General features: G+C 64.0%; 25 protein-coding genes. 10 read left to right on the top strand and 15 right to left on the bottom strand.

The features are described from left to right. Window positions 1-46: 46 nt before the first annotated feature. Window positions 47-715, top strand: coding sequence for a metallophosphoesterase family protein (locus HALXA_RS03785; protein WP_013878986.1), 669 nt, complete (start codon window positions 47-49; stop codon window positions 713-715). Window positions 716-917: 202 nt separating this feature from the next. Continuing rightward, a complete protein-coding gene (gene cysE / locus HALXA_RS03780) occupies window positions 918-1,430 on the top strand; it encodes a serine O-acetyltransferase (protein WP_013878985.1) in 513 nt (170 codons plus the stop codon). Between the two features lie 39 nt (window positions 1,431-1,469). On the opposite strand, the gene HALXA_RS03775 is transcribed toward cysE, so the two are convergent. The 7 genes from HALXA_RS03775 to HALXA_RS03745 all read right to left on the bottom strand — a co-directional run bounded on the left by HALXA_RS03775 (window position 1,470) and on the right by HALXA_RS03745 (window position 8,375). Next, window positions 1,470-1,841 carry a hypothetical protein gene (locus HALXA_RS03775; RefSeq protein ID WP_013878984.1) on the bottom strand — a complete coding sequence of 124 codons (372 nt, stop codon included), beginning with the start codon at window positions 1,839-1,841 and terminating at the stop codon, window positions 1,470-1,472. A 557-nt stretch (window positions 1,842-2,398) separates the two neighbouring features. Next, entirely contained in the window at window positions 2,399-2,935 is a 537-nt protein-coding gene (locus HALXA_RS03770; protein ID WP_013878983.1) for a hypothetical protein, read from the bottom strand. A 223-nt stretch (window positions 2,936-3,158) separates the two neighbouring features. Continuing rightward, window positions 3,159-3,671, bottom strand: coding sequence for a hypothetical protein (locus HALXA_RS03765; RefSeq protein WP_013878982.1), 513 nt, complete (start codon window positions 3,669-3,671; stop codon window positions 3,159-3,161). Window positions 3,672-3,867: 196 nt separating this feature from the next. Next, window positions 3,868-4,392 carry a hypothetical protein gene (locus HALXA_RS21625; protein ID WP_148263628.1) on the bottom strand — a complete coding sequence of 175 codons (525 nt, stop codon included), beginning with the start codon at window positions 4,390-4,392 and terminating at the stop codon, window positions 3,868-3,870. 242 nt (window positions 4,393-4,634) lie between these two features. Continuing rightward, the gene (locus HALXA_RS03755) at window positions 4,635-5,132 is read right to left on the bottom strand and encodes a hypothetical protein (RefSeq protein ID WP_148263627.1); all 498 of its coding nucleotides are present in this window, start codon (window positions 5,130-5,132) and stop codon (window positions 4,635-4,637) included. A 5-nt stretch (window positions 5,133-5,137) separates the two neighbouring features. Then, window positions 5,138-6,715: a hypothetical protein gene (locus HALXA_RS03750; protein WP_049895129.1), complete on the bottom strand. Its 1,578-nt coding sequence runs from the start codon at window positions 6,713-6,715 to the stop codon at window positions 5,138-5,140. Between the two features lie 259 nt (window positions 6,716-6,974). Then, the gene (locus HALXA_RS03745; protein ID WP_013878978.1) at window positions 6,975-8,375 is read right to left on the bottom strand and encodes a phosphoglucomutase/phosphomannomutase family protein; all 1,401 of its coding nucleotides are present in this window, start codon (window positions 8,373-8,375) and stop codon (window positions 6,975-6,977) included. 161 nt (window positions 8,376-8,536) lie between these two features. Here HALXA_RS03745 and HALXA_RS03740 point away from each other — a divergent pair, with 161 nt between their 5' ends. Continuing rightward, a complete protein-coding gene (locus tag HALXA_RS03740) occupies window positions 8,537-9,154 on the top strand; it encodes an NADPH-dependent FMN reductase (RefSeq protein ID WP_013878977.1) in 618 nt (205 codons plus the stop codon). A 43-nt stretch (window positions 9,155-9,197) separates the two neighbouring features. On the opposite strand, the gene HALXA_RS03735 is transcribed toward HALXA_RS03740, so the two are convergent. The 3 genes from HALXA_RS03735 to larB form a co-directional block, all read right to left on the bottom strand. Then, window positions 9,198-9,449: a GIY-YIG nuclease family protein gene (locus HALXA_RS03735; RefSeq protein ID WP_013878976.1), complete on the bottom strand. Its 252-nt coding sequence runs from the start codon at window positions 9,447-9,449 to the stop codon at window positions 9,198-9,200. A gap of 92 nt (window positions 9,450-9,541) precedes the next feature. Next, window positions 9,542-9,691: a DUF7563 family protein gene (locus tag HALXA_RS22920; RefSeq protein ID WP_013878975.1), complete on the bottom strand. Its 150-nt coding sequence runs from the start codon at window positions 9,689-9,691 to the stop codon at window positions 9,542-9,544. A gap of 95 nt (window positions 9,692-9,786) precedes the next feature. Further along, window positions 9,787-10,566 carry a nickel pincer cofactor biosynthesis protein LarB gene (gene larB, locus HALXA_RS03730; RefSeq protein WP_013878974.1) on the bottom strand — a complete coding sequence of 260 codons (780 nt, stop codon included), beginning with the start codon at window positions 10,564-10,566 and terminating at the stop codon, window positions 9,787-9,789. 286 nt (window positions 10,567-10,852) lie between these two features. On the opposite strand from larB, the gene HALXA_RS03725 reads away from it, so the two are divergent. The 4 genes from HALXA_RS03725 (at window position 10,853) to HALXA_RS03710 (ending at window position 13,041) form a co-directional block, all read left to right on the top strand. After that, on the top strand, window positions 10,853-11,020 hold the full coding sequence (locus HALXA_RS03725; protein WP_004267503.1) for a DUF1931 family protein: 168 nt from the start codon (window positions 10,853-10,855) through the stop codon (window positions 11,018-11,020). A gap of 149 nt (window positions 11,021-11,169) precedes the next feature. Then, window positions 11,170-11,607, top strand: coding sequence for a hypothetical protein (locus HALXA_RS03720; RefSeq protein ID WP_013878973.1), 438 nt, complete (start codon window positions 11,170-11,172; stop codon window positions 11,605-11,607). Between the two features lie 64 nt (window positions 11,608-11,671). Continuing rightward, window positions 11,672-12,085 carry a hypothetical protein gene (locus tag HALXA_RS03715; protein ID WP_013878972.1) on the top strand — a complete coding sequence of 138 codons (414 nt, stop codon included), beginning with the start codon at window positions 11,672-11,674 and terminating at the stop codon, window positions 12,083-12,085. 59 nt (window positions 12,086-12,144) lie between these two features. Next, the gene (locus HALXA_RS03710; protein WP_013878971.1) at window positions 12,145-13,041 is read left to right on the top strand and encodes a hypothetical protein; all 897 of its coding nucleotides are present in this window, start codon (window positions 12,145-12,147) and stop codon (window positions 13,039-13,041) included. 35 nt (window positions 13,042-13,076) lie between these two features. Here HALXA_RS03710 and rpiA read toward each other — a convergent pair whose 3' ends face one another. After that, complete coding sequence (gene rpiA, locus HALXA_RS03705) at window positions 13,077-13,784, bottom strand: ribose-5-phosphate isomerase RpiA (protein WP_013878970.1); 708 nt, start codon at window positions 13,782-13,784, stop codon at window positions 13,077-13,079. Between the two features lie 465 nt (window positions 13,785-14,249). Between rpiA and HALXA_RS21945 the strand changes: the two genes are divergently transcribed. Then, complete coding sequence (locus tag HALXA_RS21945; RefSeq protein WP_013878969.1) at window positions 14,250-14,918, top strand: hypothetical protein; 669 nt, start codon at window positions 14,250-14,252, stop codon at window positions 14,916-14,918. A 42-nt stretch (window positions 14,919-14,960) separates the two neighbouring features. Here HALXA_RS21945 and HALXA_RS03695 read toward each other — a convergent pair whose 3' ends face one another. After that, complete coding sequence (locus HALXA_RS03695) at window positions 14,961-15,758, bottom strand: S26 family signal peptidase (RefSeq protein ID WP_049895396.1); 798 nt, start codon at window positions 15,756-15,758, stop codon at window positions 14,961-14,963. Between the two features lie 101 nt (window positions 15,759-15,859). On the opposite strand from HALXA_RS03695, the gene HALXA_RS03690 reads away from it, so the two are divergent. Both HALXA_RS03690 and HALXA_RS03685 read left to right on the top strand, forming a co-directional pair. Continuing rightward, window positions 15,860-16,642, top strand: a complete 783-nt coding sequence (locus HALXA_RS03690; RefSeq protein ID WP_013878967.1) for an ABC transporter ATP-binding protein — start codon at window positions 15,860-15,862, stop codon at window positions 16,640-16,642. Window positions 16,643-16,645: 3 nt separating this feature from the next. Next, a complete protein-coding gene (locus HALXA_RS03685) occupies window positions 16,646-17,986 on the top strand; it encodes an ABC transporter permease (protein ID WP_013878966.1) in 1,341 nt (446 codons plus the stop codon). 85 nt (window positions 17,987-18,071) lie between these two features. On the opposite strand, the gene HALXA_RS03680 is transcribed toward HALXA_RS03685, so the two are convergent. From HALXA_RS03680 to HALXA_RS03670, 3 genes are all read right to left on the bottom strand, one after another. Then, the gene (locus HALXA_RS03680; protein ID WP_013878965.1) at window positions 18,072-19,274 is read right to left on the bottom strand and encodes an ABC transporter substrate-binding protein; all 1,203 of its coding nucleotides are present in this window, start codon (window positions 19,272-19,274) and stop codon (window positions 18,072-18,074) included. 107 nt (window positions 19,275-19,381) lie between these two features. Next, window positions 19,382-20,290: an ABC transporter ATP-binding protein gene (locus tag HALXA_RS03675; RefSeq protein ID WP_013878964.1), complete on the bottom strand. Its 909-nt coding sequence runs from the start codon at window positions 20,288-20,290 to the stop codon at window positions 19,382-19,384. Then, window positions 20,290-21,447 carry a FecCD family ABC transporter permease gene (locus HALXA_RS03670; protein ID WP_013878963.1) on the bottom strand — a complete coding sequence of 386 codons (1,158 nt, stop codon included), beginning with the start codon at window positions 21,445-21,447 and terminating at the stop codon, window positions 20,290-20,292. Before HALXA_RS03670 ends, HALXA_RS03675 begins: the two co-directional genes overlap by 1 nt. Window positions 21,448-21,542: the final 95 nt, after the last annotated feature.

The following is a 21,542-nucleotide window of genomic DNA, read 5'->3' as shown; positions in this document are numbered from 1 at the left end:
TCGATTCGGATAACTTACAAACCCGTCGGGCCTGTACCGACGGCGCATGAAGGTCGGACTCATCTCGGACGTCCACGGTAATCGGGTCGCCCTCGAGACCGTCCTCGAGGAGATGCCGCCGGTCGACAAGCTACTCTGCGCGGGCGACGTGGTCGGCTACAACCCGTGGCCGGCCGACTGCGTCGACGAACTGCGCGAGCGGGAAGTGCCGACGGTGATGGGCAACCACGACGCCGCGGTCGCCGGCGACGCGCCCTTCCGCTTCAACGGGATGGCGCGGGCGGGCGTCGAACACGCCAAGGAACAGCTCTCCGAGGGGCAACTCGAGTGGCTCGCCGACCTGCCCGCCGAGCGCACCGAGTGCGACGGCCGGATCAAACTCGTCCACGGCCACCCCGACGATCCGGACCGGTATACGCGGTACACCTACCCCGAGGAGTTCTCCGCCAGGATGCTCGGCGACGAGGACGTGCTCGTGCTCGGCCACACCCACGTTCAGGGCGTCCGCAAGTACGCCGAGGGGATCGTCGTCAACCCCGGCAGCGTCGGCCAGCCGCGCGACGGCGATCCGCGAGCGGGTTACGCCGTGGTCGACCTCGAGGCGATGACCGTCGACACCGGCCGCGTCGAGTACGACGTCGAGGCGGTCCAGGAGGCCGTCCGGGAAGCCGGGCTTCCGGAGCGGATCGGAACCCGCCTCGAGCGCGGGAAGTAAGAGCGAAACGAACCCTTTTAGGCCGCCTCGCCGGTACGGCCGGGTATGGAATTTCCCGGCCACACCGCGCGTATCGACAGGGGAAAGCGTCGTCGCGTCGGGGGCCGGTGTCGCCGTCCGTGCCGCAAGGCGAGCACGCGCCGCCCGCGCCGAGCGCGTCGGTCCGCAATCGAGTCGTCCGCAGCCGTCTACGGGGTGAGCGATGCTTCGACGACTCCGTGAGGACGTCCGGGCGATGTGCGAGCGCGACCCCGCCGCGAAGGGGTGTCTCGAGGTCGCACTGGCCTACCCCGGCGTCCACGCGGTCTGGGGCCACCGGATCTCCCACTGGCTCTGGAATCGCGATCTGCAACTCGTCGCGCGGCTGTTCTCGCACCTCGTGCGGCTGCTGACCGGCGTCGAGATCCATCCGGCTGCGGATCTCGGTCGCCGAGTGACGATCGATCACGGGATGGGCGTCGTCATCGGCGAAACGGCCGAGATCGGCGACGACGTCCACATGTACCACGGCGTCACGCTCGGCGGCGATACGAACGAACCGGTCAAGCGCCACCCGACGGTCGAGGACGGCGTGCAGATCGGCGCGAACGCGACGCTGCTGGGCGACATCACGATCGGCGAGGACGCAGCCGTCGGCGCCGGCTCGGTCGTCACCGCCGACGTCGAGCCGGGGGCGACCGTCGTCGGCGTCCCGGCGAAGCGGGTCGACGACTGAGACTGGGCGGCGCCGCTCGAGGGACGTTCTCCGGGGCCGTCACTGCTGCTCGTCGCTCACCGTTCCGTTCGTGCCCGGCGGCGACTCCGCCGCCGGCACGCCCTCGTCCGTCTCAGCGTCGCTCGAGGACTCGCCCACCGCCTCGTCGGTCATGGTCTCGTCGGGATCGGACCGGTAGCCCAACTCGAGGTGGAGTTTCGCGGTGCAGTCCATCGCGGTCTCGTCGACGTCGGTTTCGTCTTCTTGTTGGTTGAGGTAGCCGTTGCAGCGGCCGTGTTTGACGACGTTCATCAGCGTCGCAGCCGAGCCGCACTCGGGGCAGTCGATGTAGTAGTTGCCGTCGTCGTCCTGGTGCCAGGCGTCGGGCGTGAGTTCGGTGTACGCAGTGTCTTCGCGGTCACGCTGGCTCATAGGTGTACGCGCCAGCGCGATGGCGATAAAGCGACACCCGGGGATCGCAAGCCGGCTATCACTAGCAGTACCGTTTAGTTCTCGAGGCTACACCTCATAGATGGTTTCAGCGCCTTCGTATCGGCGAGTCTCGAGCCGACGTCCTGGGCGGTATCAGTGCCCTTTATCGTTGTTTTCGCGCTACTCGAGGCTAAGTCGCTTGGTGGCGGTCTCCGCGAGGAAGTTGTCTGGTCTGGTATCGGTCCGTACAGAAGTCCCATAGCGTTCCGGATCCTCATTCTCTGAGGGATATGGGGTTGTTCTGGACCTGAGTTAGCTTCTGGATTAACGCTCGACAACCGTTTGGTCGGCTTCGAATGCTTTCGAGCGAGTTCGGAGGGATTGTGCTCGCGGACCTCCGAGTCGCGCCGGCGCACTGCGGTCGGAATCGCGTCGCTCTCGACCGCGACCCTGACGCAGCATTCGGAGTTTTTCCGCTGGAGCGTTGGCTAGCAGAGACTGTTAGCTGATCATGCGACAGTCCCTGAGAAAAAAGTCGATTGACGGAAGGTCGGGAGTTACGGTAATCTGTACCCCAGCACGTCCATACGGCTGCTTACAAACCGTACATGTTCACTCGTCGTGACTTCCTGATCGACGTCTGAAAGATCGAGCAGCATCGCTCCGCATCCAAGTGAGATAACTGCCGAAGGGAGGTTCTCGAAGGACGCAGGATCAAGTTCCTGTCCTCGATCACCCGGTTCGAATCCGTCTACGAGCCGTATCTCCTCCAGCAACGTGGCAGTATCGTCAACGACGGCTTCGACGGTTCCTTGGAACGCATGATCCTGCCATCCAGTCGGATTGTCTGTCGACGGGTCGATCGAACGCCCCTCGGATTCGACGGGCACCACGTCTGTCGTCATCGTCCCCATTAGCAGTACTTCCGCGTCTCTCTGTTCGAGCCACTCGGCAGTCGCAACCTGAAGAGCACCGCCTTTGCTCTGCTTGTAGCCGTCGAACACGCCAAACTTCGTTCCGTCTACCGAGACGACGACGCGTCGCTGTCCGTTTTTCGATCCGACGTCGTCTATATGTGCATCGATTAGTTCCATCGTGATCAGTAGGTATCTACGGCAGGTTTTGGGGTATGCTGTTTGAGTGAACCCGTTCGATCCCACGTAGACCGTGACTGGTTTCTTGTCCTCATGCTTCGGGCATCACGTCGACTCGGCGTCGATCCTGCGATCGAAGCGCCACAGCCGGTATGCCTGCCTGGCGATGTCAGCCTAACTCGACAGGGCTTCGGCATCGAGTATAGCAGAATAGAAGGAAGCGTTACTGAAGGTGACCGTCAGCCACGTCTCGGACGGACCTGAGTTCCCCGTTCAGATTTTGGAACCACCCGTACTCGTCAACACTCTCGTTCAGTTGTGCGATGCGATCGAGCAAGTCTGCTACGGCCGTAACGGCTTCATCGACCAGCACTGGTAGCGGCAGGATAGCATCAAGCGACCGTTGATCGCGAGACACCACCCGCCGTTTCGGATCGTCGATCGCATCGCGGCTATAACAGAGCGTGACGTGACCATGCTGTTCATCTTCTAATTCGAATACCAGATATGCCTCGTCGTGAGTAGGCACGCCCCCGCGGTCACCCCGGAGCAGTTTCTTCACAGCGTCTAGTGCTTTCCTGACAGAGCTCGTGAATAAAGTGAGGCTGTACTCTTCCACCCCGTCGGCCGTCGAGAGACGCACGGATCCCGAACTGGGCGGTCGCCCGCTTTTCACGTCGTCGACGCTCGGCGACGTTAAAACGAATCCGATCGAAAACTGGGCTTCGTCAGTCATGGTTTGATTTTACGGCTATATTAGCAGTCAGCGCGGTATACATTCGTGGCAGCATTTGATCGCAATTCTCGAGTTCCTCATCTAATTCAGTTAACTTTGTCTCAAATTCAGTGAGCAAACGCCTGTTCTATCTACGAATTCGTCATCGAAGTCGCTGTACGTAAATGAGTCTTGTTGAGTTGTTTTCGTGTTTACGCTACGGAGGATATATCTCGAGATACTTTTCTACTTCCCGCGGATGAGGGTCGCTTCTATCTGCGAGATTAAGATACGGAACAAGGAGTATAGCTCCTGACGGCCGTTCTTCGACACGTTCTCCGGGTGCGTCAAGGAGGTGTTCCCGACCGATCTCCGACACGATGGGTTCCGAGAAGTAATTGAACCAAAATATGTGCTCAAACTCTCCCCGTCGGAGGGCATCGACATCTTGTCGATCGGATGCGCGTTCACCAGCTGGGAAATCACCAAATCCGTAGAATACCTCCGTTTTGTCGGCGAAGTTCGCAACGAGATTGAGTACAGTGTTCACCTTCCATATTTCATTCTCAGATGGATCTGCTACCTTCAACTCCCTTTTGGGGATTTTGAAGGTATAATATGGTAGCTGGGGAACTCCATCGTAATCATCCCAGTTCTGGAAGGTTAATTGGATACCATCTAACCAGAGCCGAAGATATCCTTCTTCGTCTTCCAGTTCGGATAGCGCTCGTTCCGTCGGCATATCCGATTGGGGCCTGTCCATTGATTTCGAATAGTAGTGGCACCGATCGTTACTCCCTTCTTCTTCAGTGAGGCACCCATTCTCAAATAACCACTCGAGAACATTCTGAGGGGCAGTTTTTTCTCCTGGTTGATAGCATAAATGCAGTGTAAGGAGCCAATCAGACGTCATGTTGCACTGACTTAGTGTCAGGATCGTGTGTCCAATAGGGAGAGATATACTGAGATAGTAGACGACGAAGGTTAATGAATTCCCTCTTCTTCGAGAACCTGTTCAGCCTCTGTGAGCGCTGTATCGATCGGCTGAAACCAATCAGTATCCGTCAAATCGTCGTTAGCCGACAGTGCTTCATCGGCCCACCATCTGATGGTCGTGTAGATCTCCTTGACGAGCGCAGTACGATCGACGAGCTCCGGTACATCATTCCGGACGTCTCGTGGCAGTCCATCAATGTGGAAATATACGCCCACGGCGTCGTTCTCTGGGACAGGTGTGAATTCGAGTTCTCCCATATCGAACTCTGCAGCGCACTCCTCGTCCTCGAGGATCGCAGCCATGCACCGGAGCAGATCAGGGAACACTTCGTTCGGCAGGCTCACGTCATCCCAAGGACGATCCTCTCCGTCCTCAATTCCACCCGGGTGGATACGCATGTCGGCACCTGGCATCCATCCTTTCTGTAGATGGTCAGCCGGCGGTGATTCGACTTCTATATCGATTTTATCATGCTTATCACCCATGTTTATCACCCCTCATGTCTCCAGCCAACGTCGTTCTGACTGATATATTTCCAGACCGCTGAACCCTTTGTTGGGTAAGCAGTCCGAACATTACCGTTTCTGATTATAACTTCGATCTCTGAAACGCCTGTTCTATCGACGAAGCTTTGGTCGAATTTGCTGAACTTGAATGAGTCTTGTGGAGTCGTCTCTGTGTCTTCAAGAGCTTTGTAAATGGCTTTACTGATGTCTCTTTCCGACATCGAATTCGGAATTGGCTGCGTCTTTGAATCGAAATTCTGGCCCGTTGGCCAAAGGGTAGTTGCTCTCTTCTCCTTCATCAACTCCCCATCAATATGACGTGCTTCCAGATAGGCCCATCCGTAGTCTTTGTTGCTAGTATCTGGGTTAAAGACACCACGCTCGAGCCAGCGAAGATTCCCGTTATTGTCAGTGACCACGAGTCGAGTTGTGCTCAGATCATTACCCTGTTCCGGGATTTCAAGGAGGTCATTTGCTTGAATGGTATCCTCGATGAGGGGATTGTCGGCCTTCGTTTCCAGCATCCCCATCATCTGCTGGATATCGGCTTGGACCATCTTTCCATCATCCAGCAGCTTATTCATCTGCTGGAGATGATCCGCTTCGAGATCGCCCTCGCCGTAGCGGGCCAGCATCTGCCTGGTGGTCGCATCGTCAACGCGCTCGAGGACCTGCCGGCTATCAGCGTCGGTGCTTTTCACGAACTGGTTCGCATCGAACGAGTCACTGCGACTGTTGACGACCGTCAGTTGATCGCGGAGATCCTCGCTGATGTCACCGCAATCGATCGACAGTAGCCGGGCGTCACTCGCCTGCTGCGAGATTTCTGCATTGGGTCCCGAGATCTGAGGGCGACGACACGGTGTTCCGAAGAACTCGTCACGCGCATCGGCGTCGAGATCGTCGACAAGTTTCGCGCCGTCGTCACCCGTTCGCAGGAGATACTGACCGAGTTGCTCTTGGCGAGCGTCCGGAAGCGAATCGACGTCAGCATCCATCGCACGCTGCTGCTGCCAGAGCCGGTACGCCCCGCCAGCGGTGTCGGCCTGACTCAGCAGCGGTTCGGCCGCGTCGCCGTCGACGGCCAGCAGAATCCGGGCGGTCGCACGGCCTTTCGCGGCTTTCTTCGCATCGCTGACCCGATCGAGGGCCTTCAGCGCCTTCGTATCGGCGAGTCTCGAGCCGACGTCCTGGGCGGTGTCGGTGCTCTTGATCGTCGCTTTCGCACTACTCGAGGCTGCACCGCCGAGGGCCGTCTTTGCGAGGAGACCCGCGGCGTACCCCTCGTACCAGTTCGCCCGGAACGTCTCGTACAGATACCGATCGTCCTGTTCCTCGAGCGAGCCGTAGGGATTGTTCACCGCCTGCTTTCGCTCGACGTCCTGCGCCATCGTCTTGACGAGCGTCTCAGCGGTGCCGAGCCCCTCCGATTTGGCGAGTTCGAGCAGCGCAGTGATCCCCTCGGCGACGGCCGCTGGATCGTCGATGAGCTGCGAAACGTCTTGGAACGCCACACCGAGACTCGCGGAGAACCCGGAGACGGTTGCGAACTCGCTGGCCACGACGTAATCGGCAGGAGTGCCCGTGTAGAGGCTGCCGGCCGCCTCGCCGTAGAAGTTCGCCCGTTCGACTCCGACCGTCTCGTCTTCGTTGCCGTTCCGGTCGCTCGCTTCGACGTAGATCGTCGTCCCCGCGGTCGTATCGCCGACGGATTCGGCGACGCTCCCGGTCGTTTCAACGACCTTGCTGCCGAACGAGATGAACGTCGACTTGTAGACGGCTAGCGACTCGAGGGCTCGCTGCCGGATACAACTCCGAGAGTCACACCAGCGGCTCGACTAACTCCTCGCCGGCCTCGAGCAGCTCCGCCACGCGGTCCTCGTCGGACGCCTCGGCGTAGACCCGCAGCACGGGCTCGGTCCCGCTGGGGCGGATCAGCAGCCACGAGCCGTCGGCGAGTTGCAGTTTGAAGCCGTCAGCGGTGTTGACGCCCTCGACGTCGGTGCCCGCGACGGCGTCCGGAATCTCGTCCTCGAGATCCTCGAGCACGCGTTCCTTCTCGTCGTCGGGGCAGTCGACGCTGAGCTTGTCCTGGACGACGGTGCCGTGTTCCTCGAGCAGCCGGTCGACCCGCTCGTCCAAGGGTTCGTCGGCGTGCATCGCGGCCGCGAGCAGGGCCATCAGCACCCCATCTTTTTCGCGGACGTGACCGCGGATCGTGAACCCGCCCGACTCCTCGCCGCCGACCAGGGCGTCGTGCTCGGCGATTCCCTGCGCGACCCACTTGAATCCGACCGGCACCTCGTGGACGGTCTCGCCGTGGGCCTCGGCGACGCGGTCGATCAGGAACGTCGTCGAGACCGTGCGGATCGCCGGGCCGGCGTCGTCCTCGAGCAGGTAGTCGTACAGCGCGGCGAAAAAGAGGTTCTCGTCGAGGTAGCCCCGTTCGGGGGTGACGATGGCGATCCGGTCGGCGTCGCCGTCGTTGGCGACGCCCAGTTCGGGCCCGGCGCCGTCGTCGGTGACGAGGTCGATTAAGGCCTCCAAGTTTTCGGGGGCGGGTTCGGGGGCGCCGCCGCCGAACTCGGGGTCGCGCTCGCAGCGCAGACACTCCAAGGAGGCGCCGGCACGCTCGAGGAGGGCGTCGGTCGTCCCACGGCCGCTGCCGTGCATGGCGTCGTAGGCGACGGTGAGCCCGGAAAGGTCGACGTCGTCGGTACCGGTCACGTCGGCGACCAGCTCGAGGACGGCGTCGGCGTGGGGGCCGGCGAGGTCGACCTCCTCGACGGTGCCGTGCTCGCTCTCGGGGAGGGGATCGGGGTCGGCGAGCCGGTCGGCGATGGCGTCGGTCACCGCGGGGAGCGCCGGCGCGCCGTCGTCGGGGATGAACTTCACGCCGTTGTACTCCGGCGGGTTGTGCGAGGCGGTGATCGCCAGTCCGCCGGCGAGGTCCCGTTCGACGATGGCGTGGGCGACCAGCGGCGTCGGCCGGTCGCGCTCGGGCACGATGACGTCGAACCCGTTCGCACACAGCACCCGGGCCAGTTCCTCGGCGAAGCCGCGGGAGGTCTCGCGAGCGTCGTAGCCGATCACGACGGGCGCGTCTCGACCCTCGTCGCGAAGATACGTCGCTACGGCCTGCCCCACCATCCGAACGCGCGGCGCAGTAAATTCATCGAGCGTCGCCCGCCAGCCGTCGGTACCGAAACTGATCGGCTCCATATCTTCCCATCACCGGCCCGCTCAAAAAAAGCGACGCCCTCGGCTCGAGAACGGACCCCGCGCTCGCGCTCGAGCGCGACCGCGGTTGCCGACCGGCCGTTTTCGTAGGACGAAATTACTGAAGACCGCGGATCTTTACGTCATGGTATACTAGTGAAAATATGGCTCCGACGCCCTCCGTCCTCGCCGTCAACGGCAGCCTCCGGGCGGAAAGCTACACCCGAACGGCGCTCCGGTACGTCCTCCGCGCCGCCGAGGACCGCGGCGCCGAAACGACCCTGCTGGACCTGCGGGAGTACGATCTGCCCGTCTACGATCCCGACGTCGACGACCGGGAGCAGGGCGACGCTCGCGAGGTCAAGCGACTCGTCCGCGAGGCCGACGCCGTCGCGCTCGGCACGCCCGTCTACCACGGCTCGTACTCGGGTGCACTGAAGAACTTCCACGACTACTGCGGCTTCGACGAGTACGAGGACACGACCGTCGGCCTCCTCGCCAGTGCCGGCGGCGGCAGCTACGGCTCGACGCTCGATCACCTCCGGATCACCGTGCGGGGCGTCCACGGCTGGGTCCTCCCTCACCAGGTCGGCATCCGCAACGCCTCGAGTCGCTTCCGGGCCGATCCGGACGCGATCGACGGCCGCGCATTCCGCGAGGACGACCTGCGGGAGCGCGTCGAGAAACTCGGCCGGATGCTCGTCGAGTACGCCTTCATCGACCCGAACGTGACGTCACCGCGGACGACGGACGCGGATGCGGATGCGGATGCGGACGACTGACGACCTCCCTGTCCGAACCGCCGGTTCGGCGACGGGCGAGCCGCTACTCGAGGCCGATCAACTGCTCCTTCTCGGTACGACTCAGCTGTTTGATCTCGTACTCGCGGGACATCGCCGCCGACCGCGAGGCGAACCGCTCGTGATACTGTAGTTCCACCGGCGTGCGCCCGCGCGTGTACTTGGCGCCCTCCCCCGCGTCGTGCTCGGCGACGCGTCGCTCGAGGTCGGTCGTGTAGCCCGTATAGAGGGTTCCGTCGGCACACTCGAGGACGTAGACGACGTGCTCGTCGGCCATCGAATCGGGCGTAGGAGAACGACGGTAAAAAGCGTCGCGTCCGTAGGAGTCCACCGGGTGCTCGTCCGTCGCGATGCTCAGGTGGGATCGGATCAGGTGCCGCGAGCGCGTTCTCGGGCTGCCTCGGCGATACCCGCGTTCGCCGAACAACTCACGCACGCGTGGATTTCGCCGCGTTCGTCGGCGAAGACCCGCGCGAAACGCTCGGACACGTGCGCGCCGCAGTGGTTACACTTGGGCATTGGTCACACCGGCCGAAGCCGGCACCTAAGGATACTGCACACGGATATAAAAAGACTTTGCCAAACGACGTCTTGTCTTTCCGTATGACAAAATATTATTTTCCGTCTCCGGATCCGTCGGCTCGCGCCGCGTCGATCGTGCGGGCGATCAGCGTCGCCTGCGCGCCGGCGACGAAACCGGCGTCGATGTTAACGACCGACATGACGGTACAGGACTGGAGCATCCCCGAAAGCGCCGCCTCGCCGTCCCCGCCGTAGCCGTAGCCGCTCGAGACGGGCACGCCGATGACCGGCGTGTCGACGAGCCCGGCGATAACCGTCGGGAGCGCGCCCTCGCGGCCGGCGGCGACGATCAGCATGTCCGCCTCGCGAAGCCGATCGACCTGATCGAGCGTGCGGTCGAGCGCCGCGACGCCGATGTCGTCGACTCGATCGACGGTCGCGCCGGCGTCGACGCAGACGGCTTCGGCCTCGTCGGCGACCGGCTGGTCGACGGTGCCCGCCGTCACCAGTCCGACCGTCGCCTCGAGCGACGGGCGCTCGTAGTCGGGCGTCCGAATCAACAGGGACGAGCTCCACCGATCGAACGTCGCGTCGGGGACCGTCTCCGGGATCGCCTCCTCAAGGGCCGCGAACTGCTCGTCGGAGAGGCGCGTCAGCAGCGCCCGGTCGGTCGTCTCGAGGGCCGTCTCGGCGAGCGCGACGACCTGCGCGGGCGTCTTCCCCTCGGCGAGGATGGCTTCAGGAATGCCCCGTCGCTGTTGTCGAGCGGCGTCGAACCGTCCCGCTTCGCCGGTGACGTACCCCTTGAGTTTGGCTTCGGCCTGTGCTGGCGAGAGGGAGCCGTCGGCGACGGCATCGAGAAGTTCGCGCATATCGGGTTCTCCGCGGCGACCGTACTCGAATCCGTCGACCCGGAACGAACGGGGTGAGCCACCCGGTCCGCAACCCCCCGGATCGCGAAAGCGCGCGAGAGGGGTCGAACCGCGCGCGAGCCGCATTCTACGCTCCAGACGGGCGGAACGCGACGCCGGCGACTCATCAGTCATATACTTTCCGGTGGATACAACCGCCGAAACGGACGAATCAACCCCTGAGGGGCGGGTATTTCGACTCTCAACCAGAACGTTTATACCATGGAAGGGGAAACGGATACACCGTATGGCAGACCTTATCGTCAAAGCCGCCGTGAAGGAAGCGCTCGATGACAAGAACGTCGCCTCGGATTTCTACGACGCTCTCGACGAGGAAGTCGACGAGTTGCTCGAGGACGCCGCCCGTCGTGCGGAGGCTAACGACCGGAAGACGGTCCAGCCCCGCGACCTGTAAGGCGCGAAGTCGATTGGTTTCATTTTTTGGCAGTCAGTACGTCGCGTAGTGACGGGGTTCTGTCGTCAAGGGACGAGTACGCATAATCGGCACGGAACCGCCGGTGGAGCGTTTTTGGCGCTCGTCGGTGTAGACCACCGCGGTCACGCATGCTCCGGAAACTGTTGATCGCGTTCGGCATCTTCGAGATCGGCATGCCACAGCCGGTCATCGACGCCTGCGAGCGGATCGGCCTCGAGAACCCCGACGAAGCGCAACTGCGGCCGCGGGCGCTGTGGGGCGCCAGACTCGAGGGGATGCTGTTCGTCTGGCTGCTCGCCCGTCGGGAATCGGGCTCGCGAATCGCCAACAACCTGCTCGCAATCGCCGGAACCGTCCTCGTCGTCCTCCCCCAGCCGGTCATCGAACTCAGTCAGACCCTCGTCTACGAGAACACCGACGACCTCGAGGTGAAGCCGTGGGTGAAACCGGCGGCACGACTGCTCGGCGCCCTCTATCTGACCGTGGTTTACCTGTCGACGACTGGCAGCGAAGGCGGCGACGAACGGTCGACTGAAACCAAATTGGAAGCAGTTGTGAGCGACTGACCGCGACGCGCGACCGCGGCTCGCACCCCGAGTCCCTTTTATCCAACCCGTGCGAACATTCCGCATGAAACGAGCGCTCGCACTCGGGTTCGCACTGCTCGAGATCATTGCGCCGCGGCGCATCGTCACCCCGGCCGAACGGCTCGCGTTCCGCAATCCGGAGACGGGACGATTGCGGCCGTCGACGGTGCCGATCGCTCGACTCGAGGGGCTGCTGTTCGCCTGGCTCCTTCTCCGAGAGCGTGGGCTGTCGCGGCCGCTCCGCGCCGCGCTGGTCGCGCTCGGCACCGCCATGGCGTTGGTTCCGCGGACAGCCGTCGAGTCGAGACTCGCGCTCGCCTACGAAAACGCCGCCGACCTCGAGTTGAGATCCTGGGTGGTCCCGGTGACCCGGCTGCTCGGGGCGGGGTATCTGGCCGCCGGACTGTTCGCCGGACGCGCTCGAGCCGATTATCCGTCGAACGGGCGCGGGCGATAAACAACTTAGTAAGACGACACGTTGAATACCGATCGGTCGGTACCGAGTTCGTACGCATCGTGGTCTCACCTCGCTCCCTCCGCGACGGACTCGCCGACGAATCGCTTCGGGTCGCGATTCTCATCGGCCTCGCGACGGTTCCGGTTACCGTCGCGTCCGCCTGGGGACCAGTCGCAGACAGCCTCGGCACCGTCGGCGATTCCGTTTCGGACGGCGCCTTACTGCTGGCCGGGGTACTCACGGGCTACTACTACAGCAGCCGGCCCACCGAAACGCGCTATGCCGGCATCTGGACCGGACGCGCCGGCTCGATCGGACTGGTCCTCGTGTTCTGCGCCAGCGTGGTGGCGGCGATCGTCTCCGACGGCGGGCTGGGGGCAGCGATTGCCGTCATCTTGTCGCCCGTCGTCATCGGACTCATCATCGTGTTCACCGTCTTGGTGACGATGCTCACCGCAGTCGGAACGGACTGGGTGGTGACGCGACTCGATCGAAGCCGACGACTGGCAGCGTCGGATGCGAAAGACGGCACCGAGCGGACGGATGGTTCGCCGAAGCGGCGGCTCGTGCTCGCCGGATACGCGGTGCTGACGCCGATCGCGCTCGGCTACCTGGTGATTCAGTCCGCGAGCGGCGCCGGAATCGTCATCAGCACGCTGGCGGTAATCGTGGTCACCGTCTTCTCGTTCGCGGCGCTAGGTATCCTGTTCATCGACGCGACCGAACCGCGAGCGGTGCGGACCGGCTGGCTGCCGAACGTGTGGCTGTACGCGGGCGGCCCGATCGTCGCGGGCGTGCTCGGCTACCTGATCGCTACTGTCCAAGGCTGGGGATACCCGCCCGGATACGGACAGTACAGTTTTTCTATCGCGCTGTGGCTCGCGACGATCGCCTACCTCGCGAATAGCCATCGTCGCGGAAGCAGACGCCGCCCCGCCGGCTCGTCGAAGTCGTAGCCGGTCGCCGACGCGACCTCGAGGTCGCTTTCTACTCAGTACTCCCGAACCTCGACGCCGTCCTCGAGACCCACGTAGGTCGCGTCGGCGAGGTCGACGAACAGCCCGTGTTCGACGACGCCGGGGAGCCGCGAGAGTCGCGCCGCAAGCGCGTCGGGGTTGTCGATCCGGCCGAACTCGCAGTCGAGCACCAGATTGCCGTTGTCCGTGACGACCGGCCCGTCCTTGCGCTCGGCGTCCCGCAGCGTCGGGTCGCCGCCCAGTTCGCTGAGTCGGTCGGCGACGACCGAGTGAGCGTCCGGAAGCACTTCGATCGGGACCGACCGCTCGAGGGCGTCGGCGAGCTTCGTCGGATCGGCGACGACGACGAACCGCTCGGCCGCCGCATCGACCAGTTTCTCTCGCGCGTGCGCGGCGCCGCCGCCCTTGACGAGCGCGCCGTGGGCCGGCGAGTCCGCATCGTCGACGACCTGATCCGCGCCGTCGATCGCGAGGTCGACCGTCTCGACCGCGTCGAGGTCGGTCAGCGGGATGCCCACCTCGAGCGCCAGTTGCCGGGACTGGAAGGAAGTCGGGATTCCTTGGACCTCGAGGCCGTCGCCGACGGCCTCGCCGATGGCCTCGATCGCGTAGGCGGTCGTCGAGCCGGTTCCGAGGGCGACGACGTCGCCGTCTTCGACTTCTTCGGCCGCGCGTTCCCCCGCGCGGCGCTTCGCTGCGTCGGTGCCGCCTGCCGTCTTCATACTACGTCGGGCGTCCGGCAACGGGAAAAGCGTTGACCTCCGGCTCGAGGGCGATGGAACTCCGCTGCGCGGATGCGCCCGTTCAGTCGATTCCCGATCGGCGACGGACGCGATTGCACTACGAGCAAGGTCGATCGATTTCGGTCAGCCTTCGGGATCGTTGTCCGGAGAAACAGATCGTTGGAGGGGAATTATAGCCGATTACCGAACGAAAGAACGCCCGTCGCCGGGGCAGAAACGGAACCGTACAGACTGGCGTGCCTGCGACTGCCGGCTGGTTTTCCAAACGTACACTGTCACGCGTTCCGGTGTAGATTACCCATCCGTCAACACCTCGCCTCAATTATCCAATTTCTGCGAGAAATAACGCGTATATCTGGAAACAGGGAACGGAATTTAAGATCGATATCGGATAGAGTCCCATCCGAGCATCTCGCAACGCTAACCGAGGTGCCACCGACAACCATGTCAGACAACGACCCAAGCGTAACGCGGCGTCGACTGTTAAAGGCCAGCGGGGCAACCGTCGTTGCGGGCGGTGCGTTCGCATCGACCGCGAGCGCCCAAGATGGCGGTCCATTCAATCCCGACATAAGCGCATCAATCGACTGTGATGCAAATACGATTACGTTCGTCCTCGAGGACCGCAACGGGTTCGACGGGGCGATCGTCCTTTTCGTAAACGGCGCTCAAGTCGGAATGCTCAGTGGCGATGAAACGGAGGAGACAGTAACCATTAATCCGGAAGAGTCACCGTTCACGCTCCGGGCAACTCCTGAAGGCGAACCACAGGGGACGGGAACGACGGTCAGCGGGTCGCCGCTCAGTTGTGACGGCGACGGTGACGGTGACGGTGACGGCGACGGCGACGGCGACGGCGACGGCGAAGAACCGGAGCCCGGCGACCTGTTCGGCGAAGACGGCATGTTCGGCGAGGACGGCCTATTCGGCGAAGACGGACTCGACGGTGACGGCGACGGCCTCGATCAGGACGTCACCGCAAACCAGACGGTCGAAAGCGGGGACGCGAACGTGTCCGTCGACGTCAGTCAGTCGTCGTCAAACGTCCAGACGGGTGAAGCGGAAAGCGGGGACGCTACCGCAACGAGCTGGCTGCCGATGAACCTCTTCTGATCGATCTCAAATCCTCGTCGACTACGGCGAGGACGCTTTCATTCAGCGAGGCGATGGACCCGTCAGTCGGTGGACGCCGATATCGATCGACTGCGACAGGAGCGACTCGAGGACGAGCCGGAGCCGACCGAGCCACGGAATCCGGAACGCCGCTTTGCCGACGACCCAGTCCGGTCGGACGACGGTCGTCTCGGCACCGGCGTTCGTGACTTGATCGTACATCCCGTTGTTGTCGCCTTTCGTGACGAACCCGTCGTGGGGCGCCGGGCAAGCGGCGACGGCGTCGCAGGTCGTCCCGCGGAGGTTCGCCGACTCGGCCTCGGTGTCGACCCAGTTTTCGCCCGCCTCCACCCAGAAGTGCGCGCGGTGGATCACCGGCGTTCGGGAGTCGTTTCCGTCGGGCCGGAAAACGACGACGTCGCCGGATCGATCGAACGTCTCGTAGCCGCTTTCTCGACCATTCTCGAGCGTGACGACGCCGGTGTCAGCGACCGACTCGTCGCCGACGAATCGGTCGGTAGCGACGACGAAGACGAGGTCGCCGGTGTTCATATTCGGTTCCATGCTCCCGCTTTCGATGGCGACCAGCGGCGGCCAAACCCCGCTGACGGCGAACAGCACGAGGCCGACGAGGCTGACGATAGCGACTGCGCTCAGGACATCCCGTACGACAGCGCTGCGTGGGTCATCGCTGCGGCGGAGCCACCGTAGGAATCTATCGGCAGTGACGGAACTCGAATCGGCTGCCGTCTCATCGCTGTCGGCACCGGTATCGGCATCGGTGGGGTCGACATCGGTAGCAGCGTCAGTGGAGGACTCGTCAGGGGGACGGTCGGACATCATCCTCGAGTGCGACACGTCAAATAATCAATGTTATCAACATAAAACGAGCGCCGCGCCGTCCGGCGAACCTTTTTGGCGGCGTTCGTGGTCGAACGCCCATGGCGACATCGGGATCGGGAGCGAGTACTGAGTCGGCGTCGACGCCGGGAACGGGGAGCGCAGTCCGCCTCGAGAACGTCCGCAAGACCTACCAACTCGGAGAGCCGGTCCACGCGCTCGACGGCGTCTCGCTGGACGTGCCGCGGGGCTCCTACACCGCGATCATGGGGCCGAGCGGTTCGGGGAAGTCGACGCTGATGAACCTCGTCGGCTGTCTTGACACGCCGACCGAGGGGACCGTCGTGGTCGACGGCGCGGACGTCGCGCAACTGGGGGACCGCGAGCGGACTCGACTGCGGGGGACGACGGTCGGGTTCGTCTTCCAGACGTTCAACCTGATGCCGCGGCTGAACGCCCTCGAGAACGTCGCGCTGCCGCAGTTGTTTCGGGGCGTCGACCGGGAAACGCGGCGCGACCGGGCGCGGGACCTCCTCGAGCGGGTCGGGCTCGGCGACCGGGCGGACCACCTGCCGAACGAACTGTCGGGCGGCCAGCGCCAGCGGGTCGCGCTGGCGCGGGCGCTGGTGAACGATCCGGCGATCGTGCTGGCCGACGAACCCTCCGGCAACTTGGACACCGACACCGAGGCCGACGTCCTCGATCTCTTCGCCGAGTTCCACGACGCGGGCACGACGATGATCGTCGTCACCCACGAGCGCCACGTCGCCGAGCGCGCCGAGCGGATCGTCCACCTGCTCGACGGGAAGATCGAACGCATCGAACCGCTCGAGGGCCGGGCAGCGGACGGAACCGACGCCGACGACCCGGCGGAGCGGCGCTAACGAATGCGCCCGCTCGAGCACCTGCGACTCGCGTGGCGCTCGATCCGCGGCCACAAACTCCGCTCTGCGCTGACGACGCTGGGCGTCGTGATCGGCATCGCGGCCGTCATCGCGTTCGTCACGCTCGGCGCGAGCCTCCAGGCGGGCGTCATCGGCGACATCAGCCCCGACGACCGCCGCAACCTCTACGGCTGGGCCGCCGAGCCCGATACCGAGGGCGGGCCGCTCGCCGGGGCCCAACCCGTCTTCAGTCAGGACGATCTCGAGGAACTCGAGGGACGCGATGAGATCGAAGCGGCCTACGGCTATGCAACGATCCAGACGCAGGCGGTCTCAAATGGCGACGAGCAGGTCGCACAGGGGGACGGGTTCGTCGCGTCGGGGCCGTCGTACATCCGGGAAGGCCGACTCGCAGAGGGACGGCAGTTCGAGATGGGCGAGTCGGAAGCGGTGCTCAACCCGGCCGCTGCGGGCCAGTTCGAGGACAACGTGAGCGTCGGCGACGAACTGACGGTCACGTTCCTGGGCGGCCAACAGGCGACTGTTGAGGTAGTCGGGATCACCGACACCTCCGAAGGGTTGAGCCCGTTCGAAGGATTCGAAGCTGCGCCGCGGATCTACGTGCCGACCGAGCCCTACTACACGGAGCAGGCGGCCGGACTGGGGATCGGGACGGGCGGCGGCAGCGACAACGGTGCCAACGGCGGTGACGGCGGTGACGGCGGTGGTGGAAACGGAAACGAATCCGGCACCGCACAGGGCGGCCAGCCCCGCTACCTCGCCATCGTCGTCGAGGCCCAATCCGCCGCCGAGAGCGACGTCGACGCCGCCCGCGAGAGCGCCGTCGCCTACCTCGAGAGCGACGACGCCGACGCCGGCGAGTTCCTCGGCGACGACCTCGCGGTGACCTTCCAGACGAGCACGGAACTGCTCTCGCAACTCGAGGACATCCTCGAACTGCTCCAAAACTTCATCGTCGGGATCGCGGCCATCTCGCTGGTGGTCGGCTCGATCGGCATCGCGAACATCATGCTGGTCTCGGTCGCCGAGCGGACCCGCGAGATCGGGATCATGAAGGCGGTCGGCGCACAGAACCGGGACGTGCTGGGGCTCTTTCTCACCGAGGCGGTCGTCCTGGGGGTGATCGGGGCGATTCTGGGCACCGCGCTCGGACTCGCGGCGGGGTATCTCGGCGTGTGGTACATCGACCTCCCGCTGGTCTACCCCTACGAGTACGTCGCGCTGGCGGTCGCGGTCGGCATCCTCGTTGGCGTCGTCGCGGGACTGTATCCGGCCTGGCGGGCGGCGCGGACGGATCCGATCGACGCGCTCAGGTACGAGTGAGTGAGAGAACGCGGGTGGTGTGCGGGCGATGCGGCCGGCGGCGGTGACGGGTCGTAAACTCGCAGTCCCGGAAATGGGACGCCAGTTAGAGATCGTTGGTGACGATCTCGGCGACGCGTTCGCGGTCGAACAGCCGTTCGTCCTCGGGAACAGCCTCCGAGTCGCCGGTCCACTCGCCGAATCGATCGGGATAGACCTGTTTCGCCAGCGCCTCGGTCGAGAACAGGTGCGTGATCGGCCCCATGAACTGACCGGCGGAGCGGACGACGTTGCCGTTCTGGACGGCCGAGAGCCGGCTCGCGGTCGAGTGGTCCTCGAGCGGTTCGACGACCTGCGACCGCCACTCGTCGCCGGTCATCGATGAGAGGTTGTAGGCGGCGATGTAGTCGGGGTCGAGATCGAGCAGCGTCTCGTAGCCGACCGCGCCGTCGGGGTCAAGGCCGGCCTCGGCGAAGGCGTCGCGGAAACCCAGATCGCGGAAGCTCCGGGCGTCGTTGCGCTTCTCGTGGATCGGCGCCGGCTGGAACTCGCCGGCCTCGGCGTCGATGCCGCGCCAGAAGACGGCGACGGTCGGCCCTTCGCCGTCCGGAAGGTCCGACTCGATCCCGTCGATGAACTCGTCGTGGAGGTCGACCCAGGCCTCGTACTGCGCCCGTCGCTGGAATATCGTGGCGATCCGCTCGAACAGTTCGTACATCGTGTAGTAGGGCTCCTCACCCTCGTAATCGAAGCGGATGTACGACCCGAGGATCGGCGCGACGTTCTCCTCGATCTCCGCCATGTCCTCGTCGCTCCAGTTGGAGTAGAACTGGAGCATTCGCGGGTCCGCGAGGACGACGTCCGGGTCGACCTCGTAGAAGATTTCCTTGTCGTAGTTGCGGGCGGACTCGCCCTCGCCGTACTGGAGGATCTCGTCCGGATCGTGCTCGACGCCCGGCAGCTGGTCGTAGAACTTGTACGGCTTGCGCTCGGGATAGGCGTGGGCGTCGACCTGAATGCCGAGCGACATCGCCATGTCCTCGGCCGCACCGGGGATGGTAAAGACCGTCTCCGGGACCTCCTCGAAGGTGTGACAGCCCGCGGGTTCGAGACACACCTCGTAGGAGTCGTCGACCGATTGCGCCGACGATTCCTCGCCGTTTCCGGTGTCGCTCGAGTCGTCGTTGCCGGTTCCGTTCCCGTTACTGTTGCCGTTGCCGTTCCCCGAGTCGTCTCCACCGAGACAGCCGGCCGTACCGACGCCGAGGAGCGTTGCGCTCGATGCGAGTATCCGTCGTCGTTGGACCATGTAGTTTAGGCAAGCCTAAAACATTAAAAGTATATTCATTTAGGTTTGCCTAAATATTCGAGCGTCGAGACGGAACGGCAGGCGCCGACTAGAGGGACACATCCGAGTCAGCGACGCAGGATCTCCCGCCGCACGTCGTCGGTCGACTCGTCGTGAAGCGGCCCGAGCGGCGTGATGTCGGGGCCGGTCTCGCCGCCGTATTCGACCGCCGCTTCGATCTCGAAGACGTCCGCGAGCAGTTCCTCGGTGATAACTTCCTCGGGCGGGCCGCGGGCGTAGATCGAGCCGCCGTCCAGCGCCAGCAGGTAGTCGGCGTAGCGGGCCGCCTGCTCGATGTCGTGGAGCACGAGGACGATCGTCACGTCGCTGTAATCGCGCAGCGCCTCGACGATCTCCATGACCTCGAGCTGGTGGTGGACGTCGAGGAAGGTGGTCGGCTCATCGAGCAACAGCACGTCGGTCTCCTGGGCCAGCACCATCGCGATCCAGACGAGTTGCTTCTGGCCGCCGCTGAGGCTGTCGAGTTCGGTTTCCCGCAGGTGGTCGACGCCGGCCAGCGCGATCGCGCGATCGACGGCGGCCTCGTCCTCGTCAGTTGTGGACTCGAAGAAGCCCCGGTGGGGGTACCGGCCGTGGAAGACGAGTTCCTCGACGGTCAGCGAGCCCGGCGAGACGTTCTCCTGGGAGAGCAGCCCCAGCTTCCGGGCGAACTCCTTCTTCTCGAGCTCGTGGATATCCGATCCGTCGAGCAGCACCGAGCCCGACTCGAGGGAAACCTGTCGGGCGATCCCCTTCAGCAGCGTGCTCTTGCCGCTGCCGTTGGGGCCGATCAGCGCCGTCACCTGCCCCTCGGGTACGCTCAGCGACTCGCCGTCAATGACCAGTTCGTCGGCCTCCGGATAGCCGATCCGTAGGTCGGTGCCGGTCAGGTGTGGATTCTCGTCGGTCGGCTCCTCGGCGTCCGTTGCGCGATTGCGGTCGGCGTCCGTCTCAGGAGATGTGTGTGTCCCACTCATCAGACCTCACCCAGGTTCTCCTTCCGGCGCATCAGGTAGAGGAAGTACGGGCCGCCGATCAGCCCGGTGACGATCCCGACCGGGAGTTGGACGGGGCTGAGCGCGAGCCGTGCGCCGACGTCGGCGACGATCATCAGCGCCGGGCCGACGAAGACGCAGCCGATCATCAGCTTCCGGTAGTCGCTCCCGACGACGTTGCGCACCACGTGCGGGACGATGAGCCCGACGAAGCTCACGATGCCGGCGACCGCGATGCTCGCAGCCGCCGCGAGGACCGCGATCCCGGACAGCCCGAACCGGACCCGTTCGACGGACATCCCGAGCGACGAGGCCGTCTGTTCGCCGAGCAGGAGGACGTTCAGTTGTCGCGAACTCAGGTACGCCAGCCCGACCGAGACGGCCGACCACGGGAGCGCGATCCGGACGTGCTGCCAGTTGACGCCGGTGAGCGATCCGTTCAGCCACGAGATCGCCTGCTGGACGACGGCGATGTCGTCGGTGAAGACGAACATCGCGGTCTGGAAGGAGCCGAAGACGGTGCTGACGATGACGCCGGCCAGCACCAGTCGAACGGGGCTCGTTCCGTGGTTCCACGCGATGACGTAGACGAGCAGGAAGGCGATCGCGCCGCCGATGGCCGCGATCAGCGGCAGGATCGTCGTCAGGCCGCTAAACACCGTCAGCACGAGCAGGATCATCAGTCCGGCTCCCGAGGAGACGCCGAGAATGAACGGGCTCGCGAGTTCGTTCCGGGTGACCGCCTGGAAGATCGCCCCGGAGACCGAGAGGTTGACCCCGACGATAATCGCCGTGAGAACCCGCGGGAGCCGGATGTTCCAGACGATGTGGGTCGCCGTCGACAGCTCGGGCAGTTCGCCGGCCCGATACCCCGTCAGCGTCTCGAGCAGTCCCTCGCCGAGCAGGAAGTTGAGCAGCCAGCGGTAGTCGAACAGCACCGTCGTATCGAACAGCGCCCGCCAGGCCTCGCCGAAGGACATCGAGTACGCGCCGAAACTGATCTGGACGAAGCCGCTTATAAAGACGATCAGCGAGCCGCCGAGACAGACCGAAAGCAGCTTCGAATCAACCAGCGAAAAGCGATCTCGGTCCGTCTCCGTTCTCGACGAGGAAACCCCCTCTGGCGCCGTCTCAGGCACGGAGGACCCCTCCGTTTCGCGTCCGACCGACGACCCGTCGTCGTCCGGTGTCCTGCCGGACAGCCGCCGATCTAGCCGGGAGTCGCCAGTACGCG

Source organism: Halopiger xanaduensis SH-6, from assembly GCF_000217715.1.
Taxonomy (GTDB): domain Archaea; phylum Halobacteriota; class Halobacteria; order Halobacteriales; family Natrialbaceae; genus Halopiger; species Halopiger xanaduensis.
The sequence above is the reverse complement of the archived record's forward strand: the minus strand, read 5'-3'. Positions and strand labels throughout refer to the sequence as shown.

What these genes read in the sequence shown, in the direction of transcription:
- HALXA_RS03720 (WP_013878973.1), top strand. Translation starts at nt 11,170, where the DNA reads ATGCTCCGGAAACTGTTGATCGCGTTCGGCATCTTCGAGATCGGCATG.
- HALXA_RS03715 (WP_013878972.1), top strand. Translation starts at nt 11,672, where the DNA reads ATGAAACGAGCGCTCGCACTCGGGTTCGCACTGCTCGAGATCATTGCG.
- HALXA_RS03740 (WP_013878977.1), top strand. Translation starts at nt 8,537, where the DNA reads ATGGCTCCGACGCCCTCCGTCCTCGCCGTCAACGGCAGCCTCCGGGCG.
- rpiA (WP_013878970.1), bottom strand. Translation starts at nt 13,784, where the DNA reads ATGAAGACGGCAGGCGGCACCGACGCAGCGAAGCGCCGCGCGGGGGAA.
- HALXA_RS21625 (WP_148263628.1), bottom strand. Translation starts at nt 4,392, where the DNA reads ATGCCGACGGAACGAGCGCTATCCGAACTGGAAGACGAAGAAGGATAT.
- HALXA_RS03695 (WP_049895396.1), bottom strand. Translation starts at nt 15,758, where the DNA reads ATGTCCGACCGTCCCCCTGACGAGTCCTCCACTGACGCTGCTACCGAT.
- HALXA_RS03755 (WP_148263627.1), bottom strand. Translation starts at nt 5,132, where the DNA reads ATGGGTGATAAGCATGATAAAATCGATATAGAAGTCGAATCACCGCCG.
- larB (WP_013878974.1), bottom strand. Translation starts at nt 10,566, where the DNA reads ATGCGCGAACTTCTCGATGCCGTCGCCGACGGCTCCCTCTCGCCAGCA.
- HALXA_RS22920 (WP_013878975.1), bottom strand. Translation starts at nt 9,691, where the DNA reads ATGCCCAAGTGTAACCACTGCGGCGCGCACGTGTCCGAGCGTTTCGCG.
- HALXA_RS21945 (WP_013878969.1), top strand. Translation starts at nt 14,250, where the DNA reads ATGTCAGACAACGACCCAAGCGTAACGCGGCGTCGACTGTTAAAGGCC.
- HALXA_RS03745 (WP_013878978.1), bottom strand. Translation starts at nt 8,375, where the DNA reads ATGGAGCCGATCAGTTTCGGTACCGACGGCTGGCGGGCGACGCTCGAT.
- HALXA_RS03735 (WP_013878976.1), bottom strand. Translation starts at nt 9,449, where the DNA reads ATGGCCGACGAGCACGTCGTCTACGTCCTCGAGTGTGCCGACGGAACC.
- HALXA_RS03765 (WP_013878982.1), bottom strand. Translation starts at nt 3,671, where the DNA reads ATGACTGACGAAGCCCAGTTTTCGATCGGATTCGTTTTAACGTCGCCG.
- HALXA_RS03680 (WP_013878965.1), bottom strand. Translation starts at nt 19,274, where the DNA reads ATGGTCCAACGACGACGGATACTCGCATCGAGCGCAACGCTCCTCGGC.
- HALXA_RS03675 (WP_013878964.1), bottom strand. Translation starts at nt 20,290, where the DNA reads ATGAGTGGGACACACACATCTCCTGAGACGGACGCCGACCGCAATCGC.
- HALXA_RS03725 (WP_004267503.1), top strand. Translation starts at nt 10,853, where the DNA reads ATGGCAGACCTTATCGTCAAAGCCGCCGTGAAGGAAGCGCTCGATGAC.
- HALXA_RS03690 (WP_013878967.1), top strand. Translation starts at nt 15,860, where the DNA reads ATGGCGACATCGGGATCGGGAGCGAGTACTGAGTCGGCGTCGACGCCG.
- cysE (WP_013878985.1), top strand. Translation starts at nt 918, where the DNA reads ATGCTTCGACGACTCCGTGAGGACGTCCGGGCGATGTGCGAGCGCGAC.
- HALXA_RS03775 (WP_013878984.1), bottom strand. Translation starts at nt 1,841, where the DNA reads ATGAGCCAGCGTGACCGCGAAGACACTGCGTACACCGAACTCACGCCC.
- HALXA_RS03770 (WP_013878983.1), bottom strand. Translation starts at nt 2,935, where the DNA reads ATGGAACTAATCGATGCACATATAGACGACGTCGGATCGAAAAACGGA.
- HALXA_RS03785 (WP_013878986.1), top strand. Translation starts at nt 47, where the DNA reads ATGAAGGTCGGACTCATCTCGGACGTCCACGGTAATCGGGTCGCCCTC.
- HALXA_RS03685 (WP_013878966.1), top strand. Translation starts at nt 16,646, where the DNA reads ATGCGCCCGCTCGAGCACCTGCGACTCGCGTGGCGCTCGATCCGCGGC.